The organism is Flavonifractor plautii ATCC 29863, assembly GCF_000239295.1.
In the GTDB taxonomy this organism is placed as follows: domain Bacteria; phylum Bacillota; class Clostridia; order Oscillospirales; family Oscillospiraceae; genus Flavonifractor; species Flavonifractor plautii.
On the sequence record NZ_JH417801.1, the window covers coordinates 16,237 to 35,072 of the forward strand.

Genomic DNA, 18,836 nt, shown 5'->3' on the forward strand with positions numbered 1-18,836 from the left:
GGGGCAGGGCGGGCGGCAGGAGCCGCCCGCCGCGCTGATATGAGGTGAATACATGTATGACATAGTAGCACTGGGCGAGAGTTTGATCGACTTTACGCCCGCCGGCATCAATGAGATGGGAATGCCTCTGTTCAGCCAGAACCCGGGCGGTGCGCCGGCCAACGTACTGGCTATGGCATCCAAGCTGGGCAGAAGCACCGCCTTTGTGGGCAAGGTGGGCCGGGATGCCTTTGGCCGCTTTCTTCAGGAGCACATGGAGAAAGCCGGTATTGACTGCTCCGCCCTGCGCCGGGATGACCGGGTGCCCACGACCCTGGCCTTTGTTCAATTGGATGAGTACGGAGACCGCTCCTTCTCCTTCTATCGAGATCCAGGGGCGGATGTGATGCTCCGGCCAGAGGAGGTGGATGACACCCTGTTGGAGGGATGCCGGATATTCCACTTTGGCTCCGTCTCCCTCACCAAGGAGCCTTGCCGCGGAACCACCCTGTGGGCCGCACGGAGGGCCAGGGCGGCAGGGGCTCTTATCAGCTATGATCCCAACTACCGTCCCTTCCTTTGGCCTAGTGTGGAAGCTGCGCGCCGCGCGCTCTGTGCCGCCCTGGAGCTAACGGATATACTGAAGGTGAGCGAAGAGGAGATGTGTCTGCTTACCGGAGAGAGCACCCTGCCTGGTGGGGCCGAAAAGCTTCAGGCTATGGGACCGTCTGCGGTCTTTATTACCCGGGGCAAGGAGGGGGCGTATTTCCGCACACCGTCAGGGGAGGGGGCTCTGCCCGCCTTTCCCGTAAACGCCGTGGATACCACAGGGGCAGGAGACGCCTTTTGGGGCGCCCTGCTTGCGCAGATCCCAGGCCGGGGCCGGACCGCACTGGAGGCGCTCACCCTGGAGGAGTGGGTATCCGCCACCCGTGTCGCCAATGCTGCGGGCGGCCTGACAACAACCGCCAAGGGCGCCATTCCTGCCATGCCGGATTCAGCCGCCATCCAGGCCTGTGTGCAGGCCATGGGCCGCTGTGCTTTTGACGCCTGATACTTTCAGAATTCTGTTTTTGCCTGTTGAGTACCTATGTCCGGGCGCGGTGCCGCTGCATATGCTGATATGGGCGAGTGCCCAACTATGCTATAAAGGGGTCGTGCCAGTTGTTATGAATGTTTATCGGCCGAACGGCCATTTTGATGAGCAGGTGCAAAGAGCGGTGTGTTGTCCGGTCTGCTGCCCTGTACCAGGGCCGGTAGGGCCGCAAGGCCCGACGGGCCCGCAAGGCATTCCGGGTAGTCCGGGCCCTACTGGTGCTGTGGGACCGACGGGGCCGCAGGGCAGAGACGGAGCGCCAGGGAGTGCGGGGCCTGTTGGAGCCACCGGGCCGACGGGCCCGGCCGGACCCATGGGGGCTACAGGCCCAGCTGGGACAGCGGGTGAGACCGGCCCTACCGGGCCGCAGGGTCCCTCCGGACCGACGGGGCCGCAGGGCAGAGACGGAGCGCCAGGAAGTACGGGGCCTGTTGGAGCAACCGGGCCGGCTGGTCCTACCGGCCCCACTGGTCCAACTGCCGCTGCGGTGGGCTGCGCCTGTGTTCAACAGATGCGGAATGTGCTCCAGCAGCTCATCCAGCTCTATCCGAGTGATAATGCGGTAGTCGCTATGGATAGCGGAAATAACAGCAGTGGTCGCCTCGGTTCGCTGCTCCCTGCCGGGCCGAATGCCGGACTGCTCCAGCTAGTCAACAGCCAGGGGGTGCCTCAGGAGGCTGTCTCCATCTGTCGTATTGCCTCGGTGCGCATTACCAGTGCCTCCTATAACAATGCCATCACCTATCTGCCCGTACCGGTTCCACCTCCCACGGGATGCGATGCCGACTGTGAGGCTGCCATCCGGTCCTATTTGCCGGTGGGCACAACCGGCGTCGCCATCAATGCCGGAGGGCAGACCGTGGCCAATGGAAGTATTATACGCAATGAATTTGGGATGGTGGTTGTGGTAGGGCCCAACAGCAGCGACCCTGCTTTTGTCTCCACCTGCAAAGCGGAAATCATCAATCAGTAGAGCGCGGCTCTGTGCAGCGCTCTGATTTCGGGCGGCGGCTTGTAAAAAACAGGCCGCCGTCCGTCTGCTTCTGTTGTATACATTTTTCTGAGCCTGTGGATACACGCATCAGCTTGTTCTCTAAATCAGGTATGAAAAAACCAAGGCTGCAAAACACTATCCCCAAGACATGAATTGGGGAGGAAAGCATATGAAATCAGTGTGGGAACAGACCGGAGAGCACAGGGATTTTGCCCCCCTAAAGGGGGATATTTCCACCGATGTCCTCATTATCGGGGGCGGTATGGCGGGCATCCTGTGCGCCTATCTGCTGCACGGCGCCGGAGTACCCTATGTTCTGACGGAAGCGGAAACGGTGTGCGGCGGTATCACAAAGAATACCACCGCTAAAATTACCATTCAGCATGGCCTTATCTATGACAAGCTGCTGCGCAGATTCGGCATCGGCCGGGCGGGACAGTACCTCTGCGCCCAGAAGGCGGCTCTGCAAAAATACCGGGAGCTGTGTTCTGGTATGGACTGTGATTTTGAGGAAAAAGATGCCTATGTCTATGCGTTGGAAGAGCAAAGAAAGCTGGAACAGGAGCTGTCGGCCATGGAAAGGCTGGGCTTCCACGGGGACTTTGTGGAGCATCTTCCACTTCCCTTTCCTGTGGCTGGCGCTGTCAGGGTGCACAACCAGGCCCAGTTTCATCCCCTGAAGTTCGTCTGCTGCCTTGCAAAGGGCCTGCACATCTATGAGCACACGCCGGTGCGGGAGCTGATTGGCACGACAGCCGTGACGGACAGCGGTAAAGTGGCGGCAAAGGCGGTGATCGTGGCCACACACTTCCCGTTCCTCAACAAACACGGCAGCTATTTTCTAAAGCTGTATCAGCACCGCTCCTACGTCATTGCCCTGGAAAACGCCCCGGATGTGGACGGTATGTATGTGGATGAGGCGCAGGAGGGGATGTCATTCCGAAACGCACGGGATTTGCTGCTGGTGGGCGGCGGCGGGCATCGCACGGGAAAGCGGGGCGGAGCATGGAGAGAGCTGAGGGAGTTTGCCCGGCGGTATTATCCGGGTGCTACAGAGAAGTACCAGTGGGCTACTCAGGACTGCATGAGTTTGGACGGCGTCCCCTATATCGGCCCTTATTCCTCCTCCACATCAAACTTATATGTAGCTACCGGGTTTAACAAATGGGGAATGACATCTTCTATGGTATCCGCCATGCTATTGAGTGACCTTGTGCAGGGGAAGACCAACCCTTTCGCAGAGGTGTTTTCGCCTTCCCGCACAGTCCTCCGCCCTCAACTGGTCGTCAATGGATTTGAGGCGGCCGTCGGCTTGCTGGCCCCCACAACCAAGCGATGTCCCCATATGGGCTGCGCGCTGAAATGGAATTCCCAGGAGCACACCTGGGACTGCCCATGCCATGGCTCCCGCTTTACGAAGAAGGGAAAATGCATCGATAATCCGGCCACAGGCGATCTGACATCATGCTAGAGCAAAAAATTGCCCGGTATTGCAAAGAATATTGTCCTAGTGCGGTAGCAATGGACGGCTGGGTGCCATCCCATTCCCGCAGGCAGAGGGGATACCAATAAAAACTGCGGACGAAAATGCTCCGGTTCTTCAGAGCGAGTAGGAGCATTCAGGTGGGTACGCCCGAAGTCCGAGCAAGGAGTCCCTTCTCTAGAGGGCGAGCACTCGCACGAAGCCCGATTGGCCGTATGCGGCACCCAGTCTATACAAAAAGCAGGCTTTCCGCGGCAGCGGAGAGCCTGCTTTTTGGCATATGCATACGAAAAAGATACAGCATTTCGCTGAAGCGGCCTTCTGGCCCGCGGCGCTTTTGCGCCGTGCAAGTGTTTTGGCCGAAGGCCAAAACCTTGGTGCAGGCGGAATTCACTTCCGCCGGGCATGTGAAGTCCTCACGGTATCCATAAAAATAACCACACCGAAAGGTGTGGTTATTTTTATGGTACGCCCGAAGGGACTCGAACCCCCAGCCTTCAGAACCGGAATCTGACGCTCTATCCAATTGCGCTACGGGCGCGTCTGACACGTGATCATCAACGTGCCAGATTATTATAGCAATCTTTGCGCCGTTTGTAAAGAGAAATTTTTACTTTTCTTCGTCAGCGGTCAGGCTCAGCACGAACCGGGCGCCGGGAGTGCCGGAAAAGACCACCCAGCCGCCCTCCGGCAGGACGGCGGAGGTGTCGCCCCAGGCCCAGGAAGCGGCCACGGGCAGGCCGGCAGCGTCATAGACGGCGAAGCCGCCGTGCTCCGGCACCTGGACGGTCATGGTCTTGCCCGCGGCGGCGGAACCCACCTGATACCAGCGGGCATAGCCGTCGGCCTGAATGGTGGACCAAGAGGAGGCACCGCTGAAGAGGGGCTCGGCTGCGGCGGCATCCATATAGAGCCCGCCGCAGGTGGAGAGGTACTCCACACCGTTTCGCTCCGTCATGGTGATATTCTGCCAGTCCCGGCCGTAGAGCCCGGGGATCTGGGCCACGCCCTCGGCGCAGTCGGCGTCCACGATGCGGTCAAAGACCATATAGCCGGGCATGTTCGCCGGGTCGGTGGCCACGGCGGCGACCGGCAGGGCCAGGGGGTACTGGATGTTGCTGTACTTCATGTTCAGGGCCAGGTAGAGCTTGCCGCTGCGGGCGTCCCAGGCGGACTGAGCCTCCGGGGACACCGGGTTGTCGGGGAGCTTCATGTAGATGTAAGACGAGCTGGGCTGCTCCCCCAGGCCGGGGATGGAGGAATAGGCCTTCTGCCAGAGGTAGGTTTGGCCGTTGTCCTCCTCCACGAATTTGAGCATCACCATCTGGTTCTCGTCCCGGAAGGAGCCGTCGCTGTAGTAGTACAGGGGCGCGTTGCCGGTGGAGAGGACGCCGTCGGCGGTCACGGTGAGCATAACCGCCGAGGTGGAGTCGCCGTACAGCCCGGCGTAGTCCATCAGCTCGGCGGGCATCTCCGCCCGCTCGGCGGTGGGAAGGGTGTGGGGTGTCTGATCCACCGCAACCCCCTGCTCGGCCAGGGCGGCGATGAGCATCTGGCTGGCCGCCATCTCGTTGTAGGTGCTGACACCGCCGGAGGAGAGCACCGCCGCGGCCATATCATACTCGGGGATGACCACCAGCCCGGCGTGGTAGAGAATGGTGTCGCCCCCCTTGGTCACGGCCTGAATGCCGCTGTAGGCAAATGGGTACCAGTGGACGCTGTCCCAGCCCAGGCCGTAGGAGACCACATCCTCGGTGTCCTCCGGCCAAATGCCCCGGGCGTACTCGTCGGCCATGGAGGCGGCAATGGCGTCCGCGCTGAGAATCCCGTCCTCACAGAACACCGCTCCGCCGAAGGCGGCCAGATCGGAGGCGGTGGCGTAGATGCCGCCGGTGCCGTGGACGCCCACGGTCTCGGCGGGGAGGGCGCGGGTCTCGTCCGCCCCGTAGTAGGTCTTGGCCAGCAGGCTCTGGTCGAAGTCCTCGCCGGGGAACCAGGTGTCCTCCAGCCCGGCGGGCTCCAGAATGGCCTGGCGCACGTAGTCGTCAAAGTCCATACCGCTGACCGCCTCCACCACCAGCTCGGCCAGGGTGAAGCCGTCGTTGCAGTAGACGCTGAACGCGCCGGGATCGGCCTTGAGGGTCTGGCTGGACAGCTCCTCCAGCAGGGTGTCGGCCGCCAGGGTGTCCGGGTCGTTGAGCAGGAAGCCGTTGGCGATGGTGGAGCCGGGCAGGCCCGACGAGTGGTTGAGGAGCATGCGCACGGTGATATCCGTATAGCGCCCGTCGGCCATGGTGAAGTCCGGCAGGTAGGCGGTCACCGGGGCGTCCAGCTCCACCTTCCCCTCGTCTACCAGCTTGAGGACGGCGGCGGCGGTGTAGGTCTTGCTCACCGAGCCAACGCCGTACAGAATGTCATCGGTGAGGGCGCGGTTCTCCGTGCGGGAATAATTTCCCGCGTGGCCGGTGAGGATGATCTCCCCATCCTGCCACAGGGCGTACTGGATGCTCTGGGCCCCGCCGGCCGTCAGGGCGGCCTGGGCGGCGGCCTGGGCGGTCTCCTCCAGCGCCGGTGCGGCCTCCGCCGCGCCGGCGGGCAGCGTGACCAGGGAGAGGGCCAGGGCCCCGGCGGTGAGCAGGGAACCGATTCGTTTCATGTCCAATTCCTCCTTTTTGCTTGGTTCCAAGAGAACCATACACCTTCCACGAAGTGGAAGGTCAAGCATCTTTTATAGGATAGCACCCTTTTCCACCGGTGTACAGTTAAAATTTCCTTAACCCTCATGCCAGGCCCAGCAGGCGGGCGGCGGAGGCCACCAGGAAGCAGACCGCCATGCCGATGCCGGTGGGGATGGCGATGGAGAGCAGGGTCCACTTGGCGCTTTTCGTCTCCTTGCCGATGGTCAGGCAGGTGGTGGAGCAGGGCCAGTGCATCAGGGAAAAGAGCATGGTGCACACCGCCGTCAGCCAGGTCCAGCCATGGTCCACCAGGAGCTGCCGCAGGGCGTCCAGGCTGTCGAACTCCAGCAGGCTCCCGGTGGAGAGGTAGGCCATGATGATGATGGGAATCACGATCTCGTTGGCCGGGAAGCCCAGCAGGAAGGCCATGAGGATCACCCCGTCCAGGCCCAGCAGGCGGGCGAAGGGGTCGAGGAAGCCGGTGCACCAGTTGAGGATGCTGTCGCCCCCCACCTGCACGTTGGCGCACAGCCAGATCAGCAGGCCTGCCGGGGCGGCCACCGCCGCCGCCCGGCCCAGGACAAAGAGGGTGCGGTCCAGTACCGAGCGCACCACCACCTGCCCGATACGGGGCCGCCGGTAGGGGGGCAGCTCCAGGGTGAAGGAGGAGGGCACGCCGCGGAGAAGGGTGCCTGACAAGAGGCGGGATACCCCGAAGGTGAGGAACACCCCCAGCAGGATCACCCCGGTGAGGAGCAGGGCGGCCAGCAATCCGCGGCCGGGGCCGCCGGATGTGCCCACAAAGAACATGGTGATGATTGCAATGAGGGTCGGGAATGGGCCACCGGGGGAAGGGCAAACACTCAGAGGCGGCAGAGGGTGAAGGCCAGGTCCGCCCCGTCCCAGTCGGCCCGCTGGAGGAGGATGCGGCACGCGGCGCGCTGCTCCTCCCGGGCCAGCTCCTCCAGCCGGGGGGCCAGGCGGGGAAACTGGGCGGAGAGGGCGTCCAGCGCCGCCTGATCGGCCGCCGCGCCGGACAGGTTGGGGCAGGAACAGGCCGCCGCGCCCCGGCGCAGCTTGGCCCGGCAGATGTAGTCGTAAGAACCGCCCTTTCGGGCCTTGGGAAGCAGCTTCTCCCCGCACCGGGCGCAGAACAGCAGGCCGGACAGCAGGGCCCGCCGGTTGTGCACCGCCGGGGCCCGGTCCGGGGTGAGCAGCTCCTGAACGGCCCTCCACGTCGCGCCGGACACCAAGGCGGGGTGCCGCCCCAGGGCGATGATCCACTTGTCCACCGGGTTGCGGGGGGAGCGCCCGCCGGTGTAGTCCCGCTTCTGGTAGGCCAGCAGGCCCCGGCGGCCGTCGCAGTCCGCCCGGGGAAAGCAGAGATCCGCCCCCAGGGCGGCGAAGTAGTCCCAGGCGTCGCGGTCCGCGGCGCAGTACACCGGGTTTTGCAGAATCTCCCGCAGGCCGGGCAGGGAGAAGGGCCGCCCGGTGCGGGCGGTGATGCCCTCCTCCGCCAAGGCGCGGGACAGGCCGCTGAGGCTCTGCCGGGCCAGAAACAGCCGGAAGATGGCCGCGGCGCGGCCCCACTCCGCGGGGTCGGGGACCAGCCGGCAGGCGGTGCGGGCGCGGCCGTCCACGATCACCTCCGCCGTCCGCTCCGCCCGGAAGCCGGTGGGGGTGGTGCCCCCCAGCCACCGCCCCGTCCGGGCCAGCAGGCACATGTTGTCCCGGACCCGCTGGGCGATGGTCTCCCGCTCCAGTTGGGCGAAGACGCTGGCAATGTACATCATGGCCTTGCCCATGGGGGTGGAGGTGTCGAACTTCTCCCGGATGCAGAGGAAGGCCACCCCCCACCCCTCCAGACGCCGGATGAGGTCGGCAAAGTCGCCCACGCTGCGGCTCACCCGGTCCAGCCGGTAGCACACCAGGGCCTCCGGCCGCGCCCGGCGGATGTCCTCCAGCATCCGGCGGAACTGGGGGCGCTGGAAATCCTTTCCTGAGAAACCCTCGTCCTCGTAGACCGCCACCTCCTCCGGCCTTACGCCGGGATAGTGGGCCGCCAGATAGCTCCGGCACAGCTCCACCTGGTTTTCGATGGACTCCCCCCGGCCGGTGAGCACCGACTTGCGGCTGTAGATGGCAAAGCGCATCCGCCACGCCCCCTTTCGCCCTATGTGTACGCGGCGGGAGTGGAAATATCCCCCTTGACAAAGGAGGTTTGTTTGGATAAACTAGTCTCGAGAAAGAGGTTTCTCTCAACAAACCAACCGTGACGAGGTGCATGCAATGGAGGAGTACAAGCTGTTCGACGCGGAGTACCGGCTGATGGAGCTGGTGTGGAACCTGGAGCCGGTGAACTCCACCGCCCTGGCCCGCCGGTGCGAGGCGGAGCTGGGGTGGAAAAAGTCCACGGTGTTCAACCTCATCCGCAAGCTGGCCGGGCGGGGGTTCCTGAAAAACGAGCACGCCACCGTCACCGCGCTGGTGAAGCGGGAGCAGGTGCGCCAGTACGAGAGCGCGGCGGTGGTGGAACGGGGCTTCGGCGGTTCCCTGCCCGCCTTCGTGGCCGCCTTCCTGCGGGAGAAGAAACTCTCTCCGCAGGAGGCCGACGAGCTGCGGCGGATGCTCGACGAAAGCGAGGGGGGGCCATGACTGAGCTGTTTCTGAGGGTGCTTCAGATGAGCCTGATGGCCGCCGGGGTGGTGCTCATCGCCCTGCCCCTGCGGTGGCTGTTCCGGCGGCTCCGCCTGCCCGCCCTGGCCTGCGAGCTCCTGTGGCTGGTGGTGGCCGTCCGCATGCTCCTCCCCGTGGGACTGGTCACCGGCCCCTTTTCCGTGCTGGGCTGGCTCACCCCGGCGGTACAGGAGCAGACGGAGGCCCTGGCCCGGACGGAGGAGATTGTACTCCTGCCTGCGGCGCCCGACCCCGCGCTCCCGGCGGAGCCCGCTCCCAGCTTCGCCATCCCGGAGGCGGTTCCCGCCCCGGAGGAGGCGGCCCCGGCCGCGGAGGGGCTCTCGGTGCTGGACGTGCTGGCGTGGCTCTGGCTGGCCGGGGTGCTGGCGGTGTGGGGGTACATGGCCCTCGCCTGGCTGCGGCTGCGGCGGCGGCTGGCCACCGCCGTTTGGCGGGGCTCTGCGCAGATGGGCTGGTGGTGGGAGAGCGACCGCATCCCCACCGCCTTCGTGTTCGGGTTCTTTACCCCCCGTGTGTACGTTCCCGCCGGGGTGGAGGGGGAAACCCTGCGGTGGGTACTGCTCCACGAGCGGGCCCACATCAAGCTGGGGCACCACCGGTATAAGGCCGTGTACTTTCTCCTGGCAGGGCTGCACTGGTTCAATCCCATGCTGTGGCTGTCCTGGGTATTGCTGGGCCGGGATCTGGAGGTGGCGTGCGATGAGAAGGTGCTCGGCAGCGCCTGCGGTAGCCCGCGGGAGTACTCCGCCGCCCTGCTGGCCCTGGCCTCGCCCAACCGGGGGCCCCTGCTGCCCCCCGGCTTTGGGGAGACGGGGGTGAAGGACCGCATACGGAGGGCCCTGAAGTGGAAGCCCGCCGCCCCCTGGATGGCGGCGGTGCTGTTTGTGCTGGCGGTCGCGCTGGGGCTGCTGCTGCTCAATGACCCACCCTTCCCCGATCCCACTGTGAACGGCCAGTATCCCACCCTGCGGATACAGATGGAGCAGGATGGCCCCGGCGGCGCAGGGGGTGAGACGGTGGTCAACATGGGCGTGCCGGAGGCGGCAACCTGGCCGGAGGAGCTGCCGGAGACAGAGCGCACCGCCTCCACGCCCAGACCGTGGGTGAGCCTCTATCTGGACAATGGGGCATTTCCCAGCCGGTGGACGATGACGGAATACCTGGTGGAGAACGGACAGGCTGTCTGGCCCCGGGAGGTAGGACTTTCCCCCTATGGGGCGGGCAATGGCTGGCTGCTCCGGCTGGAGAGCCGGGAGGATGCCCCGGGCGCGGGCATGGAGACCCGGCTGTACGTCCTCTCCTGCACCTGGCAGGAGGGAATCCGCACCCACGAGCTGGAGTACGCATTCCGCCTCAATCTGCCTTCGGTGCCCCCTGGCCCCCTCACCGAGCCGGTGGTGGTGGCGGGGGATACCCGTGTCGACCTGGACGGGGACGCCTCCGCCACGGCGGCTATGGGCTCTTTTCTGCATATCACCAGCCCGGACAACGTGGTCTCCTATGCCCTGGCGGGACAGGGAGCGGACGGTGGCTCCACGGGTCAGGGGGGCGAGAGCCTGTCCAGCGGCGGGGGCGGCTCCATCGGTGTCCGCCTGGAATATTTGGGCGGTCGCGCCCCGGGCGCTTCCTCCGACCAGACCCAGCATTATACCCTGACCTACACCTGGGCCGACGGCACAACCGAGAGCCGCGCTTTCACGCTCTACGCCTATACCCCACGGCCGGAGTGGGATGACGAGGGCCTGCGCATCCGCTACCCCGGCGATACGGAGTGGACGGAGCTGGACACCCTGGTCCCCGTGCCCGCCGAGTGGGCCGGACAGGACTTGGCGGGCCGGGACGAGGCGGAGAGCCTGGAGGGTCTTCTGAGCGGCACCGGCGGCATGAGCGACGGCCTCAACGGCTGGTTCGTGTTCGCCATCGGCCACGGCGTAGGGGGCGCGGATACCTACGTCTACCGCACCCGCGACGGGGGGCGCACCTGGCAGGAAACTGGGCGGCCCGACCCGGCCCGGATGATGTGGTACCCCTCCTACACCTATTTCATCGACAGCTACACTGGCTTCCTGGGTCAGAGCTATTTCAACGACGCGCCCATCTTCCGCACCACTGACGGCGGCCTCACCTGGGAGGAGATCACCCTCCCCCTGGCGGGAGAGTGGGAGCTGTCCTCCATGTGCGCCAGCGGCTCGGATGTCCTGATGCTGCTCACCGGCTACAGCTCCAACAGCCTCTCCAATGCGGTGCTATACAGCGGGGACCGGGGGGAGACCTGGGAGCGATTGGCTCTGCCAGCGGACGCCAGCGGCTGGCAGACCGACGCCGTCCGCCTGCTTGGGGAGCTGCCGGAAAACGGGATCGCCCTCTATGGCCTCAACCCGAAGGCCACCGGCCTGGACGGTCTGCTGGTGGCGTGGGACGGCGTGCTGGCCTGCTTCCCCAGCCTGAGCTATGACACCGGGCCCCAGGCCGTACCCGCCCAGCTTGCCCTGGGGGACTACGACGGGGACGGGGCCGACGAGCTGGCGGCGATGCTCTGTACGGGCACTGGCACCGGGGTGAATGTCTGGTCTCTGTACGTTTTTGAACAGGACGGCCGGGCCCTTACTCTGGGCGGGATGCTGGATGCCGACGATGTGGCCGCGGCGGAGCTGGGCCTGCCTGCTGGCCGGTATGTGGGCAGTCAGGTATATTTCGGAACAGAGGGAGACGGGCTCCGGATCTTCCTGGGCGTGACCGATGACAGGGGCCTCAATGATATCGGAGAGCTCACAGGGGCGGTACGCTACGATGGCCAGACGCTCTCCCTGAACCCGGCAGAGCTGACGTACCAGGAGATTGCCTAGCTTCACCGGCTCCCCCAGACGCAGAGACACCGGGACGCCATGCGTCCCGGTGTCTCTTACTCCCCCTTGTACTGCTTCAGCGCCTGGGCCAACTGATCCGGGCAGGAAGTGGGCTTCCCGCCGCAGCGAATGCCGTCCAGGCGGCGGATGGCCTCGGACACCTCCATCCCTTCCACTAGGCGGGAGATGCCCTGCAGGTTACCGTCGCACCCGCCCTGGATGCGGATGGAGCGGATCACGCCCTCCTCCACCTCCAGCGTCATACGGCGGGAACAGACGCCCCGGGGCTGATAATCAATGATCATAACGGTCTCTCCTTTTTGTTGCTCGGCCCATCATAGCATACTTTGGATAGGATTGCAATTCCCATCCTCCCTGTGCTATAATGTGACCTAGTAGGCTTCTATGGAATCCCGGTGGGAGGTGAGGCGATTGGCCCCGAGCACCAAGCTGGCCTTGGCGAACGCATTGAAGAAGCTGCTGCAAAAGAAATTTTTGGATGATATCACCGTCAAAGAGCTGGTAGAGGAGTGCGAGGTCAACCGCCAGACCTTCTACTACCACTTTCAGGACATCTACGACCTGCTGCGCTGGTTTCTGGAGCATGAGACTTCAGAGGCGCTGCGGGGGGCGGATTGCTGGCAGGACGCCCTGCGGGCCGCCTTCCGCTATGTGCAGGACAACCATCTGGCCATCTATCACGTATACCGCTCCAGCGGACGGGACCACCTGGACTGCCACTTTTTCAGCCTGGCCCGTGCCATCACCGCCTCCACTTTGGCGGAGAGTGCACGGGACCTGCCCCTGCCGGAGCGGGAGCTGGATTTCCTCGCTGATTTCTACATGTACGCCATTGCCGGCATGATGATGGGCTGGCTCTCCGACGATATGAGGGAGGAGCCGGAGGAGATCGTGGGCCGGCTTGACCGCCTGCTGGAGGGCGAATTCCGCCGGGCGGCGGAGAAGTTTTCGGCCGGGGAGCCGGTGTCTTGAGTCTTGAGAGCGCGACGGGGGACCGCACGGGCGGTCTCCCTTTTTCGCGCCCCGGTGATTCCACACCCAGGGAGGGGTAATGTTCATGGATTATCATTTTCTCTTTGAAATCGCGGTCATTCTCTTGAGCACCAAGGTGCTGGGCATCCTCACCAAGCGGTTTGCCCTGCCTCAGGTAGTGGGTGCGCTGCTGGCGGGCCTGCTGTTGGGGCCGGCCATGCTGGGAGTGCTGCAAGAGACAACCCTGATGGACCAACTGGCCGAGCTGGGCGTCATCGTACTCATGTTCAACGCCGGACTGGAGACCGATCTGGGCGAGCTCAAGCGGTCGGGAAAGGCGGCCTTTGTCATCGCCCTCATCGGCGTGCTGGTCCCTCTGGCGGGAGGCTTTGCCCTGGCTGCCGCCTTTAACCGGGGGCCGGATGCCTTTCTCCAGAATGTGTTTATCGGTGTGGTGCTCACCGCCACCTCGGTGAGTATCACGGTGGAAACCCTGAAGGAGATCGGACGGCTCTCCACCCGCTCGGGCAGTGCCATTCTGGGCGCGGCCATCATCGACGATGTGTTGGGCATCATCGGCCTGACCGTCATCACCAGCCTGGGCGGTGGTGGCGCCAACGTGTGGGTGGTGCTGGGGAAGATCGCCGCCTTCTTCGCCGTCAGCGTGGTGGTATGGATGGTCATGCACCGGTTCGTGGACTGGTGGTTCCGCCGGTACAGCCGGGACAAGCGCCGCTTTGTGGTGCTCTCCTTCGCCTTCTGCCTGCTCTACTCCTTCTTTGCCGAGGCGGTCTTCGGCGTGGCTGATATCACCGGCGCCTACATCGCGGGCCTGATCTTCGCCAACACCTGCCGGGTGGCCTACCTCCAGGACCGCTTCGATACCCTGTCCTACGCCCTGCTGTCCCCCATCTTCTTCGCCAGCATCGGCCTGAAGGTGGTCCTGCCTGAGATGAGCACCACCATCCTGCTTTTCGCCGTGCTGCTGGTGCTCTGGGCCGTGGTGTCCAAGGTGGTGGGGTGCGGACTGGGCGCCAAGCTGTGCCGCTACTCCAACCAGGACGCCCTGCGCATCGGCGTGGGCATGATCTCCCGCGGCGAGGTGGCCCTGATCGTGGCCAACAACGGCATTGCCGCCGGACTGATGAAGGAGGAGTTCTTCGGCCCGGTGGTGCTGATGGTCATCGCCACCACCATCCTCACCCCAGTCCTGCTCAAGCTGGTCTACCGCGGCAAAGAGCACGACTACAGCGATCTGCAGGAGAGCGAGCTGGTCAACGCCTACGAGGACGCCGCCGCCTTCGACCTGGCCTCCCAGGCTCTGCTGGAGGATCACGAGAACCTGAAGCAATCCGCCAGGAAAAAATAACCGTTTAACGGCGCGGGCGCTGCCCGCGCCGCTCTTTTTTTCCACCCAGGAGCATAGCCTTGTGGAACAGGAGGCGAGGTATATGCGCAGCAATCACCCGAGACACGTTGAAATCCACCTGGCCGTCCCGGCCGACGCCGCCGCCCGGCGGGAGGCCCTGGAGGCCCTGCTGGCCGGGCGGGGCGATTTGCCCTTTCTCCGGTGGCGGGAATCGCCCGTTGCAGGGCACGAAGTTGTTGGTCAGAATGGCGATGAGCCGCTCCCGGGGGGAGTCGATGATCCGGCAGCCCACCACCCCGGCGGCATTGCAGCCAAAGCCCATGCACATGGTCAGGGCCTGCTTGCCGCAGGCCTTGGCCCGCTGAAAGGCGTGATCCAGGACAAAGGCCACCCGGGGGAGGTAGCCGAAGTCCTCCAGCAGGGTAAACAGGGGAAAGAAGATGGCCATGGGGGGCAGCATGACGCTCACCACCCAGGCCAGCACCCGGTAGACACCCAGAACCAGGGCGCCGTGGAGCCACGCCGGGGCGTTTAAGTAGGCAAACAGGTCGCTCAGCCGGTCCTGCACCCAGAACAGGCCGTCGGACAGGAGCTGGGAGGGGTAGTTGGCCCCGGTGATGGTGAGCCACAGCACCCCGGCCAGAAGGAGCAGCATCAGGGGGATGCCGGTGGCGTGGGAGGTAAGCAGCCGGTCCAGCCGCTGCTCCCGCCGCCCGGCGGCGGACCGGAGCTGGGTGACGGAGGCCGCGCCGATGGCCTCGGCGGTCTCCACCAGAGCGGACACCACCCGCTCGCACCAGGCGCCGCCACCCAGGCCCTGCCGCTCCAGATCGGCGCGGGCCTCCTCGACCGCCCCCCACAGGGCGGCGTCCGCCCGGGGGTCCCACTCCAGAGCGGCGGAAAGCCGGTCCAGAAAGGCCCCGTCCCCCTCCAGCAGGCGCAGGGCCGTCCAGCGGGCGGGGAGGCGGCCCCTCAGGCGGGGCTCCAGCAGGGGCCGAAGGGAGGCCACGGCAAACTCCACCGGGGGCGGGTAGCGCACCGGAACAGGGGTAGGCGGCTCCGGGGCGGAGATCACCCCCTCTACCGCCGCCATCAGCGCCTCCAGCCCTTCCCCCCGGCCGGCGGCGGCGCCCACCACGGGCACCCCCAGACGGCGGGACAGCCCCTCCAGCTCCACCCGGACACCCTTGCGCTCCGCCTCGTCCAGGAGGTTGACGCACACCACGGTGCGGGGCTGGAGCTCCAGGGTCTGGAGTACCAGATTCAGGTTGCGCTCCAGGCAGGTGGCGTCGCACACCACCACCGCCCCGTCCGCGCCGCCGAAGCAAAGGAAGTCCCTGGCCACCTCCTCCTCGGCGGAGTGGGCCATGAGGGAGTAGGTGCCGGGGAGGTCCACCAGCACATAGCCCCGGCCGCCCCGCTCACAGCGGCCCTGGGCGCTGGTCACTGTCTTGCCCGGCCAGTTGCCGGTGTGCTGGCGCAGGCCGGTATGGGCGTTGAACACGGTGGACTTGCCCACGTTGGGATTGCCCGCCAGGGCCACGATGCGGTCATCGGGCCGCTCACGCCGGAGCACCAGGGCGGTGTCCGCCGCCCCGGCGCCGGTGGAGGTGCTGGTCAGTCCCATAGGGCGTCCCCCAGGTACACGCCCCCGGCGTCACGGCCCCGCAGGGCGATGACGGCGCCGCGGATCAGGTAGGCCGCCGGATCGCCGGCGGGACTCACCGCCGTACAGGTCACCCGGGTGCCGGGGATCAGGCCGATGTCCAGCAGGCGGCGGCGCATGGCGGGCTCGGCCTCAATATGGCTGACGCGGGCGCTCTGGCCCACGCGGAGGCTGTTCAAAGAAGATGGATTCATATCGCCGGTCTCCTTACATACATTAGCTTGAGGAAACTTTGTTTCCGTGCTCTATCCTATTGCCGCGGCCCCGAAAGGGTGCCGGAGGACGGGAGGCGTGTGTGCATGTCCCAGGAGGGAAAACCGGATTTTTACACCCAGAAGGGCTATCAGATGCGCAGTCAACACGCCCTTACGGGGGCGATGGAGGATTATTTGGAGATGATCTGCCGCCAGGCGGAGGCAGACGGCTGTGCGCGCATCGGCCTGCTGGCGGAGGGGCTCAACGTGCGTCCCTCCTCGGCCTCCAAGATGGTGTATCAGCTCCGCGCGCTGGGGCTGGTGGCCTTTGAAAAGTACGGCCTGATCCAGCCCACAGAGAAGGGGTGGTCGGTGGGGCGCTGGCTGCTCCACCGGCACGAGGTGCTCCACCGCTTTTTCTGTATGCTCAACGGCTCCACGGACGAGCTGGAGCTGGTGGAGCAGGTGGAGCACTATTTAAACGAGGGCACCGTGCGCAATCTGGAGGGCCTGCTGGAGCGGCTGGAGCATGGGGAGGGGTAGCGGCTCCATCCGGCCCCACCTGTCCGTCCTTCTGCTGCTGACCGGGGTGCTGGCGGGGCTGCTCCTCCGTACTCCGGTCCCATCCGTCCCCACGCCGCTGCCCCAGGGCGAGGTGGGGGAGCGCATCGCCGCCGCCCTTCCGGCGGAGCTGTCCCCCCTGCGCCGGGCCTTTGTGGAGAGCGGGGCCGCCCTGGTGGGGCGGGTGGGCTACTTCTGGGGCGGCAAGTCGGACGCGGTGGGGTGGGACGCGCGCTGGGGCGTCCCGGCAGTGGTCACGGCCCCGGGCAGCAGCACCAGCGGGGAGAGCCTGCCTTTTGGGTTGGACTGCTCCGGCTTCGTATCCTGGTGCGCCGTCAACGCCGCCGGAGACCCCGCCGCCTTTGCCGCCGTGGGCAACGGCGTGCGGGCCCAGCGGGCCCTGTGCGCCCCGGTGGACTGGGCCGACGCCCTCCCCGGCGATCTGGCCTTCTATCCCGACCTGTCCCATGTGGGGATCGTGGCTGGCCGGGGAGAGGACGGAGGGCTTCTGGTACTCCACTGTTCCTACTCCCTGGGGGGCGTGGTGTGCTCCTCCGACGCCAAGGCCGCGGGCTTTACCGACCTGGGCCGCCCCTCCTTGTTTGAAAAAACGCCCTGATTCCACAAAAGGATTGACGAACCGCCGCAATTCCAGTAAAATAAAACCAATCACTTTTATTTGGCCGCAGCAGTTTGCTGCGGCCCTGTTTTGGTGTTTGGAGGTCGGTTATGTCAGAAGAACTGCGGGAAAACAAAATGGGCACCATGCCGGTCCGGCGGCTGGTGCTCTCCATGTCTCTGCCTATGATGATCGCCATGCTGGTGCAGGCGCTCTACAACGTGGTGGACAGCTATTTCGTGGCCAAGCTCAGCGAGAACGCCCTGACGGCAGTGGGCATGGTGTTCCCTTTTCAGAATTTGATGATCGCCGTGGGCGTGGGCACCGGCGTAGGTGTGAACGCCTTCCTCTCCCGCAGCCTGGGGGAGAAGAACTATGATGCCGCCAACCGCGCGGCGGAAAACGGCGTGTTTTTGGCGGTGCTCTCCACGCTGGTCTTTACGGTGGCCGGGCTCACCCTGGCCCACCCCTTCATCGCTGTACAGACCGATATCCCCGATATCGTCTCCTCCGGCACCGCCTATATGCGCATCTGCGGCGGCCTGTCCTTCGGGCTGTTCCTGGAAATTATGTTCGAACGGCTGCTCCAGGCCACCGGGCGCACCTTCTACACCATGATCACCCAGGGCACCGGGGCCATCATCAACATCATCATGGACCCGGTGCTCATCTTCGGCCTGGGCCCCTTCCCCCGCATGGAGGTGGCGGGGGCTGCCGCAGCCACCGTCCTGGGCCAGATCGTGGCGGCCGTCCTGGCGGTGCTGTTCAACCTCACCTGCAACCACGATATCCACCCAACCCTCCGGGGCTTCCGCCCCAACGGCCCGGTGATCCGAAACATCTACTCCGTGGGCGCGCCGTCCATCATTCTCAACTCCATCGGCTCGGTGATGACCTTCGGTATGAACCAGATCCTGTTCGCCTTCTCGTCCACCGCCGTGGCCGTGTTCAACGTGTATTTCAAGCTCCAGAGCTTCGTGTTCATGCCGGTGTTCGGCCTCAACAACGGCATGGTGCCCATCGTCTCCTACAACTACGGCGCCCGTAAGCGTAAACGCCTGGTGGACACGGTGAAATTCAGTGCCCTCCTGGCCGTGGCCATCATGCTGGTGGGACTGGTGGTCATTCAGCTCTTCCCGGCGGATATTCTCGGCTTGTTTGAGGCGTCCGCCGACATGCTGGCCATCGGTGTGCCCGCCCTGCGCATCATCAGCCTGTGTTTTGTCTTCGCGGGCTTCAGCATCATCTGCTCCTCCACCTTCCAGGCCCTGGGCAATGGCCTGCTGAGCATGATGATCTCTATTGTCCGTCAGCTCCTGATCCTCCTGCCCGCGGCGTTCTTCCTGTCCCTCAGCGGCAGCGTCACCGCCGTCTGGTGGGCCTTTCCTATCGCGGAGCTGGCCTCTCTGGCCCTCTGTGTGATCTTCCTGCGGCGTATCTACCGCAGGGTGATCCTCCCTCTGGAGTAAGCGCCCCGCCGTCTCCCGCATACAGGGGCCGCCCCTACCTTTCCGGGGTTCCGTTTCCAGCAGGCTATTCTGCGGCGCTTGGACGTAGGGGCGGGTGCCCACACCCGCCCGGAGCTGGCCAGTGGCCCGGAGGTGCGGGCCGATGTGGGCATCGGCCCCTACAGAGGTCTGCTGCGGCAGGCACCGCCCGGC

15 protein-coding genes, 1 tRNA gene and 1 pseudogene are annotated in these 18,836 nt (G+C 65.1%); 10 read left to right on the forward strand and 7 right to left on the reverse strand.

Annotated elements, in window-relative coordinates:
- The first annotated feature begins 52 nt into the window (after window positions 1-52).
- From HMPREF0372_RS11495 to HMPREF0372_RS11505, 3 genes are all read left to right on the forward strand, one after another.
- Entirely contained in the window at window positions 53-1,033 is a 981-nt protein-coding gene (locus tag HMPREF0372_RS11495) for a carbohydrate kinase family protein (protein ID WP_007492517.1), read from the forward strand.
- A 613-nt stretch (window positions 1,034-1,646) separates the two neighbouring features.
- Window positions 1,647-2,048, forward strand: coding sequence for a hypothetical protein (locus HMPREF0372_RS20700; protein WP_226908005.1), 402 nt, complete (start codon window positions 1,647-1,649; stop codon window positions 2,046-2,048).
- A gap of 190 nt (window positions 2,049-2,238) precedes the next feature.
- Window positions 2,239-3,540 carry an FAD-dependent oxidoreductase gene (locus tag HMPREF0372_RS11505; RefSeq protein ID WP_007492523.1) on the forward strand — a complete coding sequence of 434 codons (1,302 nt, stop codon included), beginning with the start codon at window positions 2,239-2,241 and terminating at the stop codon, window positions 3,538-3,540.
- Between the two features lie 476 nt (window positions 3,541-4,016).
- Here the strand turns inward: HMPREF0372_RS11505 and HMPREF0372_RS11510 are convergent.
- From HMPREF0372_RS11510 to HMPREF0372_RS11525, 4 genes and pseudogenes are all read right to left on the reverse strand, one after another.
- Window positions 4,017-4,093: transfer RNA gene (locus HMPREF0372_RS11510), tRNA-Arg, on the reverse strand.
- Between the two features lie 69 nt (window positions 4,094-4,162).
- A complete protein-coding gene (locus HMPREF0372_RS11515; protein ID WP_039997335.1) occupies window positions 4,163-6,208 on the reverse strand; it encodes a serine hydrolase domain-containing protein in 2,046 nt (681 codons plus the stop codon).
- Between the two features lie 124 nt (window positions 6,209-6,332).
- Window positions 6,333-7,073, reverse strand: a pseudogene (locus HMPREF0372_RS11520) (nucleoside recognition domain-containing protein); the annotation flags it as partial.
- Window positions 7,074-7,093: 20 nt separating this feature from the next.
- Complete coding sequence (locus HMPREF0372_RS11525) at window positions 7,094-8,383, reverse strand: recombinase family protein (protein ID WP_007492531.1); 1,290 nt, start codon at window positions 8,381-8,383, stop codon at window positions 7,094-7,096.
- A gap of 136 nt (window positions 8,384-8,519) precedes the next feature.
- On the opposite strand from HMPREF0372_RS11525, the gene HMPREF0372_RS11530 reads away from it, so the two are divergent.
- Both HMPREF0372_RS11530 and HMPREF0372_RS11535 read left to right on the forward strand, forming a co-directional pair.
- Window positions 8,520-8,885 (forward strand): BlaI/MecI/CopY family transcriptional regulator, encoded by a 366-nt coding sequence (locus HMPREF0372_RS11530; protein WP_007492533.1) that lies wholly within the window; start codon window positions 8,520-8,522, stop codon window positions 8,883-8,885.
- Window positions 8,882-11,773 carry a M56 family metallopeptidase gene (locus HMPREF0372_RS11535; protein ID WP_007492535.1) on the forward strand — a complete coding sequence of 964 codons (2,892 nt, stop codon included), beginning with the start codon at window positions 8,882-8,884 and terminating at the stop codon, window positions 11,771-11,773. The genes HMPREF0372_RS11530 and HMPREF0372_RS11535 overlap by 4 nt, the downstream gene beginning before the upstream one ends.
- 56 nt (window positions 11,774-11,829) lie before the next feature.
- Here the strand turns inward: HMPREF0372_RS11535 and HMPREF0372_RS11540 are convergent, their stop codons facing one another.
- Window positions 11,830-12,078 (reverse strand): TIGR03905 family TSCPD domain-containing protein, encoded by a 249-nt coding sequence (locus tag HMPREF0372_RS11540; RefSeq protein WP_007492537.1) that lies wholly within the window; start codon window positions 12,076-12,078, stop codon window positions 11,830-11,832.
- Window positions 12,079-12,196: 118 nt separating this feature from the next.
- Between HMPREF0372_RS11540 and HMPREF0372_RS11545 the strand changes: the two genes are divergently transcribed.
- Both HMPREF0372_RS11545 and HMPREF0372_RS11550 read left to right on the forward strand, forming a co-directional pair.
- Complete coding sequence (locus HMPREF0372_RS11545; protein ID WP_225123305.1) at window positions 12,197-12,766, forward strand: TetR-like C-terminal domain-containing protein; 570 nt, start codon at window positions 12,197-12,199, stop codon at window positions 12,764-12,766.
- A gap of 85 nt (window positions 12,767-12,851) precedes the next feature.
- The gene (locus tag HMPREF0372_RS11550; protein ID WP_009260263.1) at window positions 12,852-14,135 is read left to right on the forward strand and encodes a cation:proton antiporter; all 1,284 of its coding nucleotides are present in this window, start codon (window positions 12,852-12,854) and stop codon (window positions 14,133-14,135) included.
- Between the two features lie 4 nt (window positions 14,136-14,139).
- Here the strand turns inward: HMPREF0372_RS11550 and HMPREF0372_RS11555 are convergent, their stop codons facing one another.
- Together HMPREF0372_RS11555 and HMPREF0372_RS11560 are read right to left on the reverse strand one after the other, a co-directional pair.
- Complete coding sequence (locus HMPREF0372_RS11555; RefSeq protein WP_007492543.1) at window positions 14,140-15,762, reverse strand: ferrous iron transporter B; 1,623 nt, start codon at window positions 15,760-15,762, stop codon at window positions 14,140-14,142.
- A complete protein-coding gene (locus tag HMPREF0372_RS11560) occupies window positions 15,753-15,995 on the reverse strand; it encodes a FeoA family protein (protein ID WP_007492544.1) in 243 nt (80 codons plus the stop codon). Before HMPREF0372_RS11560 ends, HMPREF0372_RS11555 begins: the two co-directional genes overlap by 10 nt.
- A 105-nt stretch (window positions 15,996-16,100) precedes the next feature.
- Here HMPREF0372_RS11560 and HMPREF0372_RS11565 point away from each other — a divergent pair, with 105 nt between their 5' ends.
- From HMPREF0372_RS11565 to HMPREF0372_RS11575, 3 genes are all read left to right on the forward strand, one after another.
- Window positions 16,101-16,538: a metal-dependent transcriptional regulator gene (locus HMPREF0372_RS11565; protein WP_007492546.1), complete on the forward strand. Its 438-nt coding sequence runs from the start codon at window positions 16,101-16,103 to the stop codon at window positions 16,536-16,538.
- Entirely contained in the window at window positions 16,525-17,175 is a 651-nt protein-coding gene (locus HMPREF0372_RS11570; protein WP_007492548.1) for an NlpC/P60 family protein, read from the forward strand. The genes HMPREF0372_RS11565 and HMPREF0372_RS11570 overlap by 14 nt, the downstream gene beginning before the upstream one ends.
- Window positions 17,176-17,285: 110 nt before the next feature.
- Window positions 17,286-18,644 carry an MATE family efflux transporter gene (locus tag HMPREF0372_RS11575; protein WP_007492549.1) on the forward strand — a complete coding sequence of 453 codons (1,359 nt, stop codon included), beginning with the start codon at window positions 17,286-17,288 and terminating at the stop codon, window positions 18,642-18,644.
- The last annotated feature ends 192 nt before the right edge of the window (window positions 18,645-18,836 follow it).

Coding starts and splice junctions, on each gene's coding strand:
- HMPREF0372_RS11495 (WP_007492517.1), top strand. CDS start 53: ATGTATGACATAGTAGCACTGGGCGAGAGTTTGATCGACTTTACGCCC.
- HMPREF0372_RS20700 (WP_226908005.1), top strand. CDS start 1,647: ATGGATAGCGGAAATAACAGCAGTGGTCGCCTCGGTTCGCTGCTCCCT.
- HMPREF0372_RS11505 (WP_007492523.1), top strand. CDS start 2,239: ATGAAATCAGTGTGGGAACAGACCGGAGAGCACAGGGATTTTGCCCCC.
- HMPREF0372_RS11515 (WP_039997335.1), bottom strand. CDS start 6,208: ATGAAACGAATCGGTTCCCTGCTCACCGCCGGGGCCCTGGCCCTCTCC.
- HMPREF0372_RS11525 (WP_007492531.1), bottom strand. CDS start 8,383: ATGCGCTTTGCCATCTACAGCCGCAAGTCGGTGCTCACCGGCCGGGGG.
- HMPREF0372_RS11530 (WP_007492533.1), top strand. CDS start 8,520: ATGGAGGAGTACAAGCTGTTCGACGCGGAGTACCGGCTGATGGAGCTG.
- HMPREF0372_RS11535 (WP_007492535.1), top strand. CDS start 8,882: ATGACTGAGCTGTTTCTGAGGGTGCTTCAGATGAGCCTGATGGCCGCC.
- HMPREF0372_RS11540 (WP_007492537.1), bottom strand. CDS start 12,078: ATGATCATTGATTATCAGCCCCGGGGCGTCTGTTCCCGCCGTATGACG.
- HMPREF0372_RS11550 (WP_009260263.1), top strand. CDS start 12,852: ATGGATTATCATTTTCTCTTTGAAATCGCGGTCATTCTCTTGAGCACC.
- HMPREF0372_RS11555 (WP_007492543.1), bottom strand. CDS start 15,762: ATGGGACTGACCAGCACCTCCACCGGCGCCGGGGCGGCGGACACCGCC.
- HMPREF0372_RS11560 (WP_007492544.1), bottom strand. CDS start 15,995: ATGAATCCATCTTCTTTGAACAGCCTCCGCGTGGGCCAGAGCGCCCGC.
- HMPREF0372_RS11565 (WP_007492546.1), top strand. CDS start 16,101: ATGTCCCAGGAGGGAAAACCGGATTTTTACACCCAGAAGGGCTATCAG.
- HMPREF0372_RS11570 (WP_007492548.1), top strand. CDS start 16,525: ATGGGGAGGGGTAGCGGCTCCATCCGGCCCCACCTGTCCGTCCTTCTG.
- HMPREF0372_RS11575 (WP_007492549.1), top strand. CDS start 17,286: ATGTCAGAAGAACTGCGGGAAAACAAAATGGGCACCATGCCGGTCCGG.